The sequence below is a fragment of the Amycolatopsis echigonensis genome, assembly GCF_002846615.1.
Taxonomy (GTDB): Bacteria; Actinomycetota; Actinomycetes; order Mycobacteriales; family Pseudonocardiaceae; genus Amycolatopsis; species Amycolatopsis echigonensis.
The window spans coordinates 8,152,676-8,168,309 of the sequence record NZ_PJMY01000003.1 but is presented as its reverse complement, the minus strand read 5'-3'; the positions used below and the strand labels follow the sequence as shown (position 1 = coordinate 8,168,309).

The 15,634-nt window shown below is 72.0% G+C and carries 13 protein-coding genes; 11 read left to right on the top strand and 2 right to left on the bottom strand.

The window, feature by feature from the left end; all coding sequences use genetic code 11:
• Positions 1-14: 14 nt before the first annotated feature.
• The 3 genes from ATK30_RS43580 (at position 15) to ATK30_RS43570 (ending at position 3,469) form a co-directional block, all read left to right on the top strand.
• On the top strand, positions 15-1,811 hold the full coding sequence (locus ATK30_RS43580) for a serine/threonine-protein kinase (protein ID WP_158242590.1): 1,797 nt from the start codon (positions 15-17) through the stop codon (positions 1,809-1,811).
• On the top strand, positions 1,808-2,632 hold the full coding sequence (locus ATK30_RS43575) for an FHA domain-containing protein (protein ID WP_101440490.1): 825 nt from the start codon (positions 1,808-1,810) through the stop codon (positions 2,630-2,632). Before ATK30_RS43580 ends, ATK30_RS43575 begins: the two co-directional genes overlap by 4 nt.
• A 105-nt stretch (positions 2,633-2,737) precedes the next feature.
• Complete coding sequence (locus ATK30_RS43570) at positions 2,738-3,469, top strand: FHA domain-containing protein (RefSeq protein ID WP_101440489.1); 732 nt, start codon at positions 2,738-2,740, stop codon at positions 3,467-3,469.
• Here the strand turns inward: ATK30_RS43570 and ATK30_RS43565 are convergent.
• Positions 3,466-4,614: an epoxide hydrolase family protein gene (locus ATK30_RS43565; RefSeq protein ID WP_101440488.1), complete on the bottom strand. Its 1,149-nt coding sequence runs from the start codon at positions 4,612-4,614 to the stop codon at positions 3,466-3,468. The two genes, ATK30_RS43570 and ATK30_RS43565, sit on opposite strands and share 4 nt — an antisense overlap.
• A 99-nt stretch (positions 4,615-4,713) precedes the next feature.
• Between ATK30_RS43565 and ATK30_RS43560 the strand changes: the two genes are divergently transcribed.
• Entirely contained in the window at positions 4,714-5,349 is a 636-nt protein-coding gene (locus ATK30_RS43560) for a GTP cyclohydrolase II (protein ID WP_101440487.1), read from the top strand.
• Here the strand turns inward: ATK30_RS43560 and ATK30_RS43555 are convergent.
• Positions 5,333-8,428 (bottom strand): discoidin domain-containing protein, encoded by a 3,096-nt coding sequence (locus ATK30_RS43555; protein ID WP_101440486.1) that lies wholly within the window; start codon positions 8,426-8,428, stop codon positions 5,333-5,335. The two genes, ATK30_RS43560 and ATK30_RS43555, sit on opposite strands and share 17 nt — an antisense overlap.
• 207 nt (positions 8,429-8,635) lie before the next feature.
• On the opposite strand from ATK30_RS43555, the gene ATK30_RS43550 reads away from it, so the two are divergent.
• The 7 genes from ATK30_RS43550 to ATK30_RS43520 all read left to right on the top strand — a co-directional run bounded on the left by ATK30_RS43550 (position 8,636) and on the right by ATK30_RS43520 (position 15,627).
• Positions 8,636-9,400: a sulfite exporter TauE/SafE family protein gene (locus ATK30_RS43550; protein WP_101440485.1), complete on the top strand. Its 765-nt coding sequence runs from the start codon at positions 8,636-8,638 to the stop codon at positions 9,398-9,400.
• A 160-nt stretch (positions 9,401-9,560) separates the two neighbouring features.
• Positions 9,561-11,813 (top strand): xanthine dehydrogenase family protein molybdopterin-binding subunit, encoded by a 2,253-nt coding sequence (locus ATK30_RS43545; RefSeq protein WP_101440484.1) that lies wholly within the window; start codon positions 9,561-9,563, stop codon positions 11,811-11,813.
• Position 11,814: 1 nt separating this feature from the next.
• Positions 11,815-12,291, top strand: a complete 477-nt coding sequence (locus ATK30_RS43540) for a (2Fe-2S)-binding protein (RefSeq protein ID WP_101440483.1) — start codon at positions 11,815-11,817, stop codon at positions 12,289-12,291.
• A complete protein-coding gene (locus ATK30_RS43535) occupies positions 12,288-13,103 on the top strand; it encodes an FAD binding domain-containing protein (protein ID WP_101440482.1) in 816 nt (271 codons plus the stop codon). Before ATK30_RS43540 ends, ATK30_RS43535 begins: the two co-directional genes overlap by 4 nt.
• A 128-nt stretch (positions 13,104-13,231) precedes the next feature.
• A complete protein-coding gene (locus ATK30_RS43530) occupies positions 13,232-13,918 on the top strand; it encodes a flavin reductase family protein (RefSeq protein WP_101440481.1) in 687 nt (228 codons plus the stop codon).
• A 375-nt stretch (positions 13,919-14,293) separates the two neighbouring features.
• Positions 14,294-15,145 (top strand): ESX secretion-associated protein EspG, encoded by an 852-nt coding sequence (locus ATK30_RS43525; protein ID WP_101440480.1) that lies wholly within the window; start codon positions 14,294-14,296, stop codon positions 15,143-15,145.
• Positions 15,146-15,147: 2 nt separating this feature from the next.
• Complete coding sequence (locus ATK30_RS43520) at positions 15,148-15,627, top strand: hypothetical protein (protein ID WP_244194905.1); 480 nt, start codon at positions 15,148-15,150, stop codon at positions 15,625-15,627.
• The last annotated feature ends 7 nt before the right edge of the window (positions 15,628-15,634 follow it).

Below are 15,634 nucleotides of genomic sequence, written 5' to 3'. Positions count from 1 at the left end.
CGAGGGGAGCGTCGGTGCACGCGGACCAGCTCATCGCGGACCGGTACCGGCTGCTGGAACGCGTCGGCAGCGGCGGCATGGGCGTCGTCTGGCGGGCGCGCGACGACCGGCTCGACCGCGAGGTGGCGCTCAAGCAGGCCCGGCTGTCCGACGTGGTGAGCGGGCGGACGCTGCGCCGCGAGGCCCGGCTGGCGGCCGGGGTGCTGCACCCGAACGTGGTCACCTTCTTCGACGTCGCCGCCGAGGGCGACGAGCTGTGGCTGGTGATGGAGTACGTCCCGTCGCGCAGTCTCGCTGAAATCCTCGCCGCGGAAGGGCGGCTGCCCGCGCACACGGTCGCCGAGATCGGCGTGCAGATCGCGGCGGCGCTCGGCGCGGTGCACGAGCACGGCATCGTGCACCGCGACGTCAAGCCGGGCAACGTCCTGATCGCCTCGGACGGCCGCGCGAAGCTCACCGATTTCGGGATCTCCCGCTCGGTCCGCACGGACGAGACGGTGACGGATTCGCCGCTCATCGGAGGTACGCCGGACTACCTCGCCCCGGAGGTCGCGCAAGGGCATCCGCCCACCGCGGCGTCGGACGTTTTTTCCTTGGGGGCAACGCTTTTCGCCGCCGTCGAAGGTTCGCCGCCGTTCTCGGGCGGCAATGAGTACGCCACCATCCGCCGGGTCGCCGAGGGCGCGGTCCCGCGTGCGCGGCACGCGGACGGTCTCGCGCCGACGCTGGAACTGCTGATGCGGCGCGATCCCGCCGAACGGCCGACCGCGGTGTCGGCGGGGGAACTGCTGGCCGAGGGGATCGACGCGCTGCCGGTTGAGGTGCCGCGGCGGCGGCGCAACCGGCGCGGGCTGCTGATCGCCGGGGTGGCGGTCGCGGCGGTCGCCATCGTGGGCACCGCGTATTTCGTGACGCGCCCGGCGAAAACCACCGCCGCTCCGCCGACCGCGCCGGTTGCGCAGGCGAAACTCGGAATCGGTCCCGACCCGCGGGCCGCGGACCCGTGCCGGCTGGTCGATGCCGCTCCGCTGAGGCCGTTCGGCGACCCGGAAACGGTCCCGGACTACGGGAACTTCAACCGCTGTGACGCGGTCCTGCGGCGCGGCGACCTGCAGGCGGACGTCAAGGTGGAGCTGGAGAGCCCTCCTGTGGGCGGCGCCGCGCCGGAGGGCGCGCAGTCGAAATCCGGGCCGTTCACGGTGTTCGCCGCTCCGCCGACAGACCAGTGCGAGCGGCTGATCCAGCTGCAGGACCGGTTTCTGGTGCACGTGACGGTGTCCCAAGACAACGGATACCAGCTCAACCTCTGCCAGGCCGCTGACACCGCGGTCGGTTCGGCGACGAAAGCCATGGCGGCGGCCGGGGTTCCGGCGCGTGCGACGGCGTTCCCGGCGGGTTCCCTGGCGTACGCGGACGCGTGCTCGCTTCTCGACGCGGGCACGGTCGCTTCGGCGGCCGGAGTCGGCGCGCCGGTCCGGACGGAGCCCGGCTTCGGCGGCTGGCGGTGCGACTGGAACAGCCCGGCGGCCAGCCGCTCGGTGACCGTGTTGTTCGACCGGGATCAGCCGCCGGACGGCACGACCGGCCGGCTTGTGCGGGTCGGCGGCCACGACGCGTATCTCAAGACCGACGGCTTCGCCGAGGGAAGCTGCCAGGCGGTCCTCGTCTACCGTACCTACACCGACGCGCACGGGGACCCGCGGGTGGAACGGCTGCTGGTCGTGGTGAAAGGGGACGGGCCGCCCGACCGGCTCTGCGCGCCGGTGTCCGCCTTGGCCGGTTCGCTGGCCGGAAAGCTGCCGAAGACATGACCGCGTTCGCCGGCGGCACGCCGGAAGAGCTGGGCCCGGACCACGGCAGCCTCGCGCACGGCGTCCCGCCTTCCCCTCCGGGCACGATCTTCGCGCTCGCCGTCACCGGCGGCGTGCGGATGCCTCCGCGCGACGGCAGGCAGGTGCTGTTCGGGCGCAACCGCGACGACGTGCACGTGTGCGTCGGCGAGGACGACCGGAAGGTCAGCCGGAAACAGGGATTCCTGGTGCGCCGCCGCGATTCCTGGTGGATCCACAACACCGGGAGGCTGCCGATCCGGCTGCCCGGTTCGCGGCTGCTGTTCCCGGACGAGGAACCGGTGCCGCTGGCCGAGGGCTACACGGCGGCGTTCGTGCGCGGTTCGGCCGGGCGCGAGCATCTGCTCGAGGTGTACGTCGCGGGCGCGGACGGCCGCCGCCCGGATTCGCGGCCGCAGGACGTGACCGAACCGCCGCGGATGTGGCGGCTCACGCCGGACGAACGGCTCGTCCTCGTCTCGCTCGCGCAGCGGTATCTGCTGCAGGACAAGTATCCGCAGCCGCTCGCGTGGCGGCAGGTCGCGGAGCAGCTGTCGGAGCTGAAACCGGAGGCGCGCTGGAGCAGCAAGCGCGTCGAGCACCTCGTCGGCGCCGTGCGCGCCCGGCTGGCCCGCGCCGGGGTGGCCGGGCTGACCCGGGAAGAGGTCGGCGAACCGGTCGGGAACGCGCTCAACGACAACCTGATCAAGGAACTGCTGCTGTCGACGTCGCTGGTCCCGCCGGACCTGGCGCTGCTCGAGCCCGACGACGATCCGGGAGGGGTCCCGGCCTCTCCTGCTTGACTCGGGACGCGCGGCGGATCCGGCTCCGCGCCCCCGGCGGGCTTTCGCGGCCGCCCGGCCGGGGTCCGGCAGCGGCTCCGCGGGGGGTCCGTGGCAGGGGAGGCGATGCGGACGCTGCCCGCGGGGCACCCGAGCCTGGCGCTCGGGTTCGCGTCTCCGCCGGGCACGCTGGCGGTGCTGGGACGCGCGGGGGGAGTCCTGGTGCCGCCGGCCGGGCGGGGTCCGGTCACGTTCGGGCGGAACACCGCCGAGGTGACGGTGCCGCTGGGCGAGGACGACCGCCGCGTCAGCCGCCGCCACGGAGCGGTGGAGCGGCACGCGGGCCGGTGGTGGGTGCGGGCCACCGGCAAGGTGCCGCTGCGGCTGCCGCGGTCCCGGCTGCTGTTCGCCGGAGCCGCGCCGGTTCCGCTGCCGCCCGGCTATCTCCCGGTGTACGCGCGCGGTTCGGGGGACCGCGAGCACGTGCTGGAGATCCGGATCGCCGACGGGACGCCGTCGCCGGTCCCTGCCGGGCGGCTGCGGCCGGACGAACGGTTCGTGCTCGCCATGGTGGCGCGGGGATTCCTGCGGCGCGAGGAACGGCCGCGTCCGGTGCCCGTTTCGCTGGCCGCGCATCGGTTGTCCGCGCTCGATCCGGAGGGCGGATGGACCGCGGAGGTCGTGGCGGGGGTGCTGGATTCGGTGCGGTTCCGGTTCCGGCCTGGGGCGCCGGACGACGATCTGGTGGCGGCGCTGGTATCGGCGGCGGTGCTCGTGCCGCCGGATCTGGCGTTGCTGTCGCCTGCGTTGCCGCCGGCGGGACAGGAGGGATGGATGCCGTCTACGTGGGGGAGTTAGGCGGTTCGGAACGGACGGAAGAAGTCGCGGAGTTCCCGCGCGTACAGCTCAGGCTCCTCGAACGGCGCGAAGTGCCCGCCGCGCTCCGGTTCGGTGATGCGGACGGTATTGGCCATCCGGTCGAGCCACGCGCGCGGCGCGCGGGCGAGGTCGGCCGGGAACAGCGAGAAACCGGACGGCACTTCGACCCGCCGGGCGTGCTGTTCCGGCGGGATCGCGGCGTTGGCCCGGTACATCCGCATGGCCGAGCCGATGGTGCCGGTGAGCCAGTAGATCGTGACGTTGGTGAGGATCTCGTCCTTCGTGAAGGCGCGTTCGACGTCGCCGCCGCAGTCGCTCCACGCACGGAGTTTCTCCACGATCCACGCGGCCAGCCCGGCGGGCGAATCGGTGAGGCCGACGGCGGCGGTCTGCGGTTTGGTGCGGTGCATCCCGGCATACGCGCCCTCGGCGGCGCCCCAGGCCGTGGCGTCCTGGAGCCAGCTGCGTTCCTCGGGCGTCAGATCGTCCGGGACGAACGCGGGCAGTCCGGCGTCCATCCGGTGCACGGCCACGACCCGGTCCGGGTGGTCGAGGGCGAGGAAACGGCTGACGCTGCTGCCGATGTCGCCGCCCGCCGCGGCGAAGCGGGCGTAGCCGAGGACCGTCATCAGTTCGGCCCACAGCCCGGCGACCGCGACGGAATCGGGTGCGGGACCGGTCGGGCGGTCGGAATACCCGTAGCCGGGCATGTCCGGGACGATGACGTCGAACGCGTCGGCCGGGTCGCCGCCGTGGGCGCCGGGGTCGGCGAGCAACGGGATGACTTTCGAGTACCGCCAGAACGAATCCGGCCAGCCGTGGGTCAGCACGAGCGGCAGCGCCGGACCGTTCGGCGCGACCGCGCGAGCGTGCACGAAGTGGATCCGCGACCCGCCGAGCCGGACCCGGTAGCGCGGCAGTCGCGCGAGCGCGGACTCCTGCTTCGTCCAGTCGAACTCGTCCGCCCAGTAGGCGATCAGTTCGCGCAGGTAACCGACGTCGGCGCCGAGCGCCCAGCCGTCTTCCGGCGCGTCCGGCCAGCGGGTGGCGCGCAGCCGGGCGCGCAGGTCGGCGAGCTGCGCGGGATCGGTTTCGGGGACGAACAATTCCGGGCGGTCGGCCATGCCCGCGAGCCTACGTGACCTTGGCCGCACTCCGTCGCCGCGGTTTTGTCGGCGGTTCTGGGTAGGGTCGGAATGGCCCGAGGGGAGAGGAGCAGCCCGATGACGACGGTTCCCGAAGTGCGCACCCGCGTGCGGATCCCGCTGCGGTTCGGCGAAGGTCCCGCGGTCGGTTCCGAGGCGGTCACGTTCGCCGGACTGTCCGACGGGCTCGAACATGTTGCCTTCGTGCTGGGAAAACCCGGTCCGGTGCCGTTGGTGCGGCTGCATTCGGAGTGCCTCACCGGCGACGTCTTCCACTCCGCGCGCTGCGATTGCGGACCGCAGCTGGCGGAGGCCGTCGCGCGGATTTCCGAGGTCGGCGGGTACGTGCTGTACCTGCGCCAGGAAGGTCGCGGAATCGGGCTGTACAACAAGCTCGACGCGTATGCGCTGCAGGATTCCGGACTGGACACCTATGCGGCGAATGCCGCGCTCGGCCTGCCTGAAGACGCGCGCGACTACACCGCCGCCGCGCAAATGCTCACCGTGCTCGGCGTCCAGCAGCTGGATCTGCTCACGAACAACCCGGACAAGGTGGCTCAGCTGGCGCGGCACGGCATCGACGTGCGCGAGCAGGTCCGCACCGGGGTTTTCGCGAACGAGAACAACGTCCGGTATCTGCGGGCGAAAGCCGAGCAGACTGGGCACACGCTCGCGTTGCCGTTCGAGGACTGGCCGGCTAGTTCGGCAGTGTGAGGGCGGAGACCCGGGTGAGGCCGGCGTCGCCCGGTCGCCAGTCCAGGGTGCGGACCGCTAAGTACCGGACTGGTCGGGTGAGGGCGACGGAAGCGGTGCGTTTCCGGTCGGGGCGGGCGGCTTCGGTGTAGGTGATGCCGTCAGTGCTGGTCTCGATGACGGTGGCGGGTACGCGTCCGGCCGTCCAGGAGAGTTCGACGGTCGCGACCTCCAGCGGCGCGCCGAGGTCTGTCACCATCCGGCCGCCCGGGCCGGGCTGCCACGCTGTCTCCGGGTCGTCGTCGACGGCGGCGTCCGGGCTGGTCATCCCGGGCGGCAGCGGTTCGGCCGGGAAAGTCGCGGCTCCGAGGGCGTGGTCGTTCAGCGGATAGGGCCGGGTTTCGGCGAAGACGACAGGCACGGTGTGGCCTGGTGGCAGCGTGACGGTGCGCGGACGGCCGCCCGTCGGCGTCACGGTTACGACCGCCGGGAGGAGTCCGGGCGGCGCGGTCAGATCGACCCGGCTGGCATCGTGCACTGCCGCGGTCAGGCCGGGCGGCACGGCACTGCCGGACTTGCCGCGCACGGTGAAGCGAGGCGGTTCGATCCGGCCTTCACCGGGGGCCAGCTCGAAGCTGAACAAGCTGCCGGACGTGGTGACTGTTTGCGTGCCTCGGTACAGCAGCAGCGCGGTGCGATCCTGGGGCAGGGAAGCAGTTCCGGTCGCGGCGGTGCCGGAAAGGTTTGCCAGCACGAGGAAATCGTCCGTGACACTCGCGTGGATGCCCGCGGCGGTGGCGCGAGCACGCTGGGTGAGCGTCGGCAGATCCGCGCGGCCGGCGTAGAGCTCGGCCGCGAACGGCGCGGGCGGACCGGCGGACAGCGTGACGTGGTCGTTCGTGACGGTGAGCGGATTCGGGCTGGTGACGACGATCCCGGCCCGGCCGTCGATGTCCAGCCAGCCGCCGGTGCTGTGCAGCGCGGGTGCCGGGTAGGTCGCGATCGAGGTCCAGGCGGCGCCGTCGGGCGAGGTTTCGATTCGGTACTTCCGTCCGGCGGCGGCCTCCCAGCTCAGGCGGACGCGATCGAACCGACGTGTCGCGCCGAGATCGACGGCCAGCCAGCTGTCCGCTCGCGGGCGGTCCGATGTGGACACTGCCCAGCGGGTGGCGGAATCGCCGTCGGTGGCGTACTTCGCCTCCTTGCCCGGCGTGGCCGAGGACGCGGACGCGGTTCCGGTCCGGGCGAGGTCGGGTCCGTCGCCGTCGTGGACTTCGAATGACCAGAGCGAGTAGCCGTACTGCGGATCCGGCTGCACGCCAAGCATCCGCACGTACCGCGCGGTCACCGCGGGGAAGGCCAGGTCGTCCGTGCGGTCGCCGGTTGAGCCGGATGGCGCCGAGAGCGTCACCGAACCCTCGGCGGTGGTGTAGGTGCGGTCGCCGTCGAGACCGGGAACGCCTGGCATAGTCAGGTTGTAGACGTTCAGCACGCCTTCGTCCGGCGCGACGCCAGTGCTGGCGTAGACCGCGGTGCCGGTGGGTAGCGTGGCGAGCGCGGCGTATCCGGTGTCGAACCGCAGGACGCCGACGGTGCCGTCGAATCCGTCGCGGATCTTGCGGTACGTCGTGGCGTGGCGTTCGCGAACCGCGATGTTCGTGGCGGGCAGCAGCATCGGGTTGGCGCCGCCGAGGACGAACAGCCAGTCGTCGTGGTTCGGCTGCCAGGCGAATTTCACGAAGCCGGGTTTGGTGACGGTCGCCGCCCACGCAGCGGGGGAGCGGTGGGCCAGCAGTCCCGGTCCGAAGCCGAAGTCGGCGGCGCGAGCGGCGTGGGCGTCGAATTCCTCCTTGCGCACCGCGCTGATCGGGCCTCCGTGCTCGGCGCGCCATTCGTGCAGCAGATAGCTGATGGCGAGTTCGGCGCGGGCTTCGGGTTCGTACTTCGGTTCGCCGGAGAACTTCGTGATCCGGTCGACCGGCGGGTATGCCTGGTACGGCTCCAGCCGCGCGGCCAGCTGCGCTTCCGCGCAGGCGGCGTGACGGTCGCCGAGCACCTGCGCGCGGAAGGCCAGCGGGATGACGTCCCGGCCGTAGAGGTGTTCGCGGTCGGCGACCATCGGCATCAGCGGTTCGCCCGCGTCGCTGGTCATCAGGAGCATGGTGCGCCACAGCAGTTCGCCGTTCGGCTGCGCGGTGAGCACCTCGGGCAGCGGGACGCCGGCGGTGAGGAAATGCATCGCGTTGCGGCCGGAGGTGCGCCAGAGTTCTTCCTGGTAGTGCGGGCCGAACGAGCCGTGGTTCTCGACGAGGAACGTGTCGTACAGGTTGGTCGCGGTGTTGTCGCTGATCGGTTTTCCGTCGACGAGCCGGGGATTCGCCAGATCCGCGGCGGGCAGGCCGCCTTCGTTGCGGCTCCAGGAACCGAAGGCGGCGCGCCATTCCGCGGCGCGCGGATCGTTCGGAGCCCAGGCGAGCGCGGGGGCGAGCGACTGCGCGTAGACGCCCATCTCCTCGAGCTTCGTGTCGCCGACGTAGCCGCCGCGCAGGCCGTTGGGCGTCCAGTCGCCGGAGGCCGGGTCGTTGCCGGTGCCGAGACTGGTCGTGTAGGCGGCCTGTTCGGTCGCGATGCGTTCGACGTTCCGCTGCGTCGCGGCGTCCAGCTCTGTCCACAAGAGACGCGCGGCGAGCTGGAAGTAGGACTGGAAAGTGGTGTCGAAGAACAGTGTCCGGCCCCATTCGGCGCCGCCGGTGAGCCGGTTGGAGGCGGCGAAGTGCTTGATGGTGGCGAGGGTGTGCGCGCGGAGGGTTTCGCGGTCGACCCCGGCGACGGCGGCGTCGTAACCGTCGCGGGTCAGCAGCAACGCGTTGCCGAGGACGACCGCGAAGGTGAAGTCGCGGGCGGGGTAGATCCCGGCGGCGGGGTCGAACTGTTGCTCGGCCCAGCGGGTGTGCCGGAGGAGGACTCGCAGGTAGGTCGCGGCGACGGGATCCGGCGCGGGCCGGGTCGCCGCTCGGGCGACCCCTGTTCCGGAGGCCAGGAGGACCGCGGCTCCCGCACCGGCGAGACCGAGCGCTTGCCGCCGGGTGAACCCGTCCATCCCGCGTCCTCCCGTGGTGACAACCTTGTCAGCGCGGATTCTGTGCGGCGGCTCGGCGGCGGGGCAACCCTCCCGGACGATTCCGTCCGGTTTCGGACAACGGCGGACCAAATTGTATAACGCCCTATACGTTTCGCCGGGGGAGCGCTGCTCCGGATCGCCTCCCCCCGCCGCGAACCGCCGGGACCGGCGTGTTGAGATGACAACGTGATCATCGGCTTCGGCGGCTTCCTGCTGCTCGTGTTGGCGGGGGTCGGAGCCGGACTGACCGGCGCGACCGCGGGCCTGGCGTCGCTGGTGTCGTACCCGGCGCTGCTCGCCGCCGGGCTTCCGCCGGTGATCGCGAACATGACCAACACGGTGGCGATGCTGGGCACGACAGCCGGAGCCGCGGTCGGCGCGCGTCCGGAACTGAAGGGCCAGGGCCGCCGGCTGCTGCCGTTGTGCCTGATCACCACGACGGGCGGGGCGTGCGGCGGGCTCGTGCTGCTGGTCAGTTCGCCGGACGCGTTCACCGTCGTCGTGCCGTGGCTGATCGGCGGCGCGTCGGTGGTGCTGATGGCCGGTCCGCGGCTGCGGCGGATGGCCGAGCACCAGGAACACCGCGGAATCGGCCCCCTCACCGGGATCGCCGCCTTCCTGGTCGGCGTGTACGGCGGGTACTTCGGGGCCGCGGCCGGGGTGCTGATGCTCGCGCTGCTGACGACGGTGTGGAGCCAGGCGCTGGCCCGCACGAACGCGGCGAAGAACATCGCCACCGGCACCGCGAATCTGATCGCCGCGCTGGTCTTCGCCTTCACCGGCAAGGTCTTCTGGCCCGCGGCGATCGCGGTGTGCCTGGGCTCAGTGGCGGGCTCGTGGCTGGGCTCGGTGCTGGTGCGCTACCTGCCTGCCACGCCGCTGCGGGTGGCGATCGGCTTGGGAGGGCTTTGCCTGGCGGTGGTTTTGGGATGGCAGGCTTACTCGGGCTGATCCTGGTCGCTGCCGTCGAGATGCGCTGGTCACCGAACGGAGTCAGCCGCCAGCCCGTGCGTCTCCCTCTTCCAGCAGTTTCGGCGTGGCAAACCTCTTCAGGCTGACGCGGGGCGGCACATGCGGGCATAGTCGGCGGGGTACCCGAGCAGGAGGACAGATGAGCATTGTCGGCACCCGGGTGGTGCGCGTCGAAGACGAGAAGCTGATCACCGCGGGCGGAACGTACGTCGACGACCTCAAGGAAGAAGCGCTGGCCGGCGCCGTGCACGCGGTCTTCGTGCGCAGCCCGATCGCGCACGCGCGGATCGTCGGCATCGACGTGGAGGAAGCACGCACCGCGCCGGGCGTGGTCGGCGTGTACACCGCGGCCGATCTCGATCTCGAACCGGGCAAGGCGGGGCCGGTCGCGGAGCCGTTCTTGGCGAAGGACGTCGTGCGGTACGTCGGCGAGCCGGTGGCGCTGGTGCTCGCGGAGGAGCGGTACCAGCTCGCCGACGCGGCCGAACTGGTCGATGTGGACTACGACCCGCTGGATGCGGTCGCGGACTTCGACACCGCGCTCGCCGACGAGACGCTGGTGTTTCCGGACCACGGCACCAACGTGGTCCACACGCACGGTGCGGAGGAGTTCGACGACTCCGTGTTCGAGGACTGCGAAGTCGTCGTCACCGAGGAGATCCTCAACCAGCGCGTGGCCCCGGCCCCGGTCGAGCCGCGCGGGGCGTCCGTCGCGTGGGGCGATGACGGCCGGGTCACGCTGTGGCTTTCCACGCAGAACGCGCAGATCGGCCGCAGCATCGTGGCCGGCGCGCTCGGTATCGGCGAGGACCTGGTGCGGGTGATCGCGCCGGACGTCGGCGGCGGGTTCGGCGCGAAGATCGGCGCGGATCCGGAGGCGGTGCTGCTCGCCTGGGCGGCGAAGCGCGCCGGGCGCGCGGTGCGGTGGGCGGAGTCGCGCAGCGAGAATCTCACCGCGATGACGCACGGCCGCGCGCAGCGCAACACCGTGACCATCGGCGGCAAGCGCGACGGAACCGTGCTGGCGTACCGGCTCGACGTCCTCCAGGACGCCGGCGCGTACCCGCGTGCGCTGTTCCTGCCGACGCTCACCGAGCTGATGGCCCCGGGCGTCTACCGGTTCCCGGTGGTGCAGACGCGCAGCCGCGGCGTGGTCACCACGACCACGCCGATCGCCGCCTACCGCGGTGCAGGCCGTCCCGAGGCGACCGCGGCCATCGAGCGCGCGATCGACCTGTTCGCCGCGGAAATCGGCATGGACCCGGCGGACGTCCGGCGGGTGAACTTCATCCGTCCGGAAGAATTCCCTTACCAGACGCCGACTGGCGGCTCCTACGACACCGGCGAGTACGCCGCGGCCCTCGACAAGGTGCTCGAGGCCGCGGGATACGCGCGGCTGCGCGAGGAACAGAAGAAGCGCCGCGAGGCCGGGGACCCGGTGGCGCTCGGGCTCGGCATCGCGGCCTACGTGGAGATCACCGGCGGCGACGCGGGGGGTGAGAGCGGCCGGGTCGATGTGCACCCGGACGGTTCGGTCACCGCGTGGACCGGCAGTTCCCCGCACGGGCAGGGGCTCGGGACGTCGCTGGCGATGCTGCTGTCTGACCAGCTGGGCGTGCCGATGGACAAGATCACCGTGCGGCACGGCGACACCGACGAGGTCCCGCGCGCGATCGGCACGTTCGGTTCGCGCTCGCTGCAGCTCGGCGGCTCGGCGATCCGGCGGGCGGCCGAGGAGGTCGTGGCGCAGGCCCGCCAGGTCGCGGCGGACCTGCTCGAGGCCGCGCCGGACGACCTGGAGCTGGACGTCGAACGCGGCGTGTGGCAGGTCCGCGGCGCGCCGTCCAGCACGACGCTCGACTGGGCCCGCGTCGCCGCCGAGGCGGACGGGTTCACCGCGGACGTCTGGTTCGGCGACGGCGCGCCGACGTTCCCGTTCGGCGCGCACCTCGCGGTCGTCGAGGTGGACACCGAAACCGGCAAGGTGCGAGTGCTCCGGCTGGTCGCGCTCGACGACGCCGGTCCGATCGTGAACCCGCTGACCTTCCGCGGCCAGCGGCACGGCGGGCTCGGCCAGGGCATCGCGCAGGCGCTGCTCGAGGTGATGAGCTACGACGCGGACGGCAACCCGACCACGGCGACGCTGGCCGACTACTCGTTCGTCACCGCGCCCGAGCTGCCCGATTTCGAACTGGTGGACATGGAAACGCCGACGACCCGGAACCTGCTGGGGGTCAAGGGGATCGGCGAGGCGGCGACCATCGGGTCGACGCCCGCGGTGCACAACGCGGTGGTGGACGCGCTCGCCCACCTCGGCGTGCGGCACCTGGACATGCCGACCACCCCGCTGCGGGTGTGGACGGCCCTGAACGACGCTAGGAAGGCGAACTGACGTGCGGGTCTCGATCGAGGTGAACGGGAAGACGATCGCCGGGGAGGTGCCCGACCGCACCCTGCTCGTGCACTACCTGCGGGACACCGCGGGCCTCACCGGCACGAACATCGGCTGCGACACCACGTCCTGCGGGGCGTGCACGGTGCTGCTCGACGGCGAATCGGTGAAATCCTGCACGGTGCTGGCCGCGCAGGCGGACGGGCACGAAGTGACCACTGTGGAGGGTCTGGCCTCCGGATCAGGCACAGAGGGCCTGCACCCGGTGCAGCGCGCGTTCCGCGAGCAGCACGGCCTGCAGTGCGGGTTCTGCACGCCCGGCATGATGATGGCGACGGTGTCGTTGCTGAAGGAAAACCCGAAGCCGACGCGCGACGAGGCCCGCGCCGCGCTGGAGGGCAACCTCTGCCGCTGCACCGGCTACCACAACATCGTGAGCGCCGTGATCGACGCGTCCGGGCAGGAGGTGGCGCAGTGATCCCGGCCGGATTCGCCTACCGGCGAGCGTCCACTGTGGACGAAGCGCTGGCCTTGCTCGCCGAGCACGGCGAGGACGCGAAGCTGCTCGCGGGCGGGCATTCGCTGCTGCCGCTGATGAAACTCCGGTTCGCCGCGCCGGAGGTCGTGGTGGACATCGCGCCGCTGCGGGAGCTGAAGTTCGTCCGGACCGAGGGCGACGAGGTGGTGATCGGGGCGCTGTCCCGGTACCACGACCTCGAACGCGACCCGGTGCTCGCCGAGCACGCGCCGCTGATCGCGCACGTGTCCGGTTCCGTCGGCGACCCGCAGGTGCGCCATCGCGGGACGATCGGCGGCTCGCTGGTGCACGCCGATTCGGCGGCCGATCTGCCCGCGGCCGTGCTCGCGGCGGACGGCACGCTCGTCGCGCGCGGACCGGACGGGGAGCGGCGGATCCCCGCCGCGGAATTCTTCCTCGGGCCGTTCACGACGCCGCTGGAGCCGGACGAACTGCTCACCGAGATCCGGCTGCCGAGCCAGGCCGGGCTGGGCTGGGGCTTCGAGAAGTTCACCCGCCGCGCCATCGACTGGGCGATCGTCGGCGTCGCGGTGGTCGGACGCTCGGTCGGCCTGATCAACATGGGCGGCACACCGCTGCGGGCGTCGGCCACCGAACGCGCGCTGGCCGACGGAGCCACCGCGGCGGAGGCGGCGAAACTGGCCGCGGAGGGCACTTCGCCCCCGGAAGAACCGCACGCCACGGCCGAGTACCGGCGTCACCTCGCCCGGGTCCTCACCGGACGCGCGCTGTCCGCGGCGGGCATCGCCTAGCTGTCCGTGAAGGACTCCTTGGGGGAATCAGATTCCCGCAAGGAGTCCTTCACGGGCTGTCCGGGACCGGAAAGCGACGGCCGATTTCCGCCAGCGGGGTGCGGGCGACGGTGGCCAGACTGAGCGGTGTGAACACGACTTTTCCTCCGCACACCGCGATCGAGCCCGGCATTCTCTACTTCGGCACCCCGGTGGTGCTGCTCTCGACGTCCAATGAGGACGGTTCGGCCAACCTGGCCCCGATGTCGTCGGCATTCTGGCTCGGCTGGCGCGCGATGCTCGGACTCGGCGCGCGGTCGAAGACCACGCTCAACCTGCTGCGCACGCGGGAATGCGTGCTGAACCTCCCGTCGTCGGCGATGGCCGCCGCGGTGGACCGGCTGGCGCTGACCACCGGCTCCGATCCGGTGCCGCCGCGCAAGCAGGAGCGCGGCTACTTCCACGTCGCGGACAAATTCGGCCGCGCGGGGCTCACGCCGGTCCCGTCGGAGACCATCGCGCCGCCCCGGGTCGCCGAATGCCCGGTCGCGATGGAAGCGGTGCTCGAGTCCGTGCACCCGTTCGCCGAGGACGACGAGGCGCAGCGCGGCGGGATCGTCGGGCTGGAAGTGCGCGTGCAGCGGGTGTTCGTGCACGACGACATCCGGATGCCGGGAGCCGACGACCGCATCGACCCGGACGCGTGGCGGCCGCTGATCATGAGCTTCCAGAAGCTGTACGGGCTCGGGCCGCAGGTGCACGAATCGACCCTGGCGCGCATCCCGGAGCGGATGTACCGCTCGCCGGACATCGAACGGGCGCGCGGCGTCTCCTGACGCCGTCCAGTCCACTGTGGAGCAACGAACCGGCGAAACGACGGCGAAGAACAGGAGAACAACTCGGCAGAACCGGGCAGGACAACGGGCCGCCGCGATCCGCGGCGGCCCGTTGTCGGCTTTCTCGCACCCGGGAATTTCCGCCGCCTCCGGGCCGCACGTCAAGCGCCGCGCGCGGCGAAACCGCAGGTCGTGTCTCTTCGGACACGGCCCTCGGTACATTGGGGCAGCCGTCCCCGTGGTGATCACCCGCCCCTGCCGGACTGATAGTCTTTCCCCGTTGCGAATCCCAGGCACGGCAAGGCAATTCGGCGTCGCTCGCCCGAGCGCCGAGGCGGCCGTGCCCGACCCGGCTGTGGGAAGGATGCCCTCGGGATGGCGGACAGGTTCGAGTTCGTTCTCGACGTCGTCGAAGCTTTGGTGATCGCGGAGGCGACGGGCGGGAACATCCGCCAGTTCCCGCTCCGGATCGGCTCCGTGCCCGCGGAACCGGACCGGTTCGTGCGGGTCGCGAAGATCGTGAACGACGCGATCGAGGAGCGCAGGCTCTCGGTCGGCGACGAGCTGAGCCCGTACGTGCGCACCGCCTTCGAGCTGCTCGCGAAGCCGCGGGTGTCGGTCGCGGTCAGCGGGATCGACGGCCTCGGCGCGGACATCGCGGTGGTCGCGCTCAGCGACGGCAGGCAGGCGCTCGGGATCACCCAGGACGCGAAGACCGACGAACTGCTGTTCTCGCTCTTCGACGACGAGGAGCTCGTCGAGGTGGTCGCCGGGGTGCTGCCCCGCGCCCGCCCGGCCAGCACCGGCGCGCACACCATCCGCCAGGCGGCCGAGCGCGAGGTGTCCGCGATGACCGCGCGCCGCCGGGCCGAGGAGGCCGAGGACGAGGAAGAGACCGACGCGTTCGGGATGATCGAGGTCAGCGGGCGCGTGCAGCCGCGCCGCCCGGACCCGCGGGTCTCCCGCGCCGCGCCCGGCGGGGTCGAGGTGCTCGAACGCGTCCTGGCGCAGCCCCGGCTCGGCGGCGGGCACATCGTCGCGAGCGGGTGGGGCCGGCACGGCGAACGGCGCGGGGGAGCCCCGATCGGCTGGCTCGACACCGCCGACGGCCGCTACCTGATCAAGTCGGCCGTCAGCGAGGCCGGCGACCTGACCGCCGAGTACCTGCCTGCCGGGCACCGCGATCTCGTCCGGGCCGTGCGGCAGGCGGTGTCCGAAGTCTACTGAGCATGTCCCCCGACCCGGCCACAGTTCACGAGGAGAACGAGGTCCCGATGACCGACGAGGCACCGATGGCGATGCAGGCGAGGCTGGCCCCCGTGGCCGCCACGAGGGACCTGCTGCCCGCGCGCCAGCTGAAGACGCTGGCCGAGCGCGGATCGTTCGCGGTGGACGACAGCACCGGCGACAAGATGATCGCCGCGCTCGAAGGCGTGGTCGACGCCCTGCAGGCGCGCTGGAACGCGTTGCAGAAGGTCGGCGAGGTCCCGGCGATGTCGAAGAGCCCGGCCGGGCAGTTCGTCAGCAGGCACATGGCCGAGACCGCGCGCGACGCGCAGGGCCTGCTCACCCAGCTGCAGGCGGCGCGCGACGAATTCCCGACCTACGTCGAGGCGATCAAGCTCGCGAAGAAGAACTACAAGGAGCGGGAGCACAGCTCGCGGGAGACCTTCGAGCGCATCCACCGCACCGCCGGCGACCAGGGCTGAAGGGGAG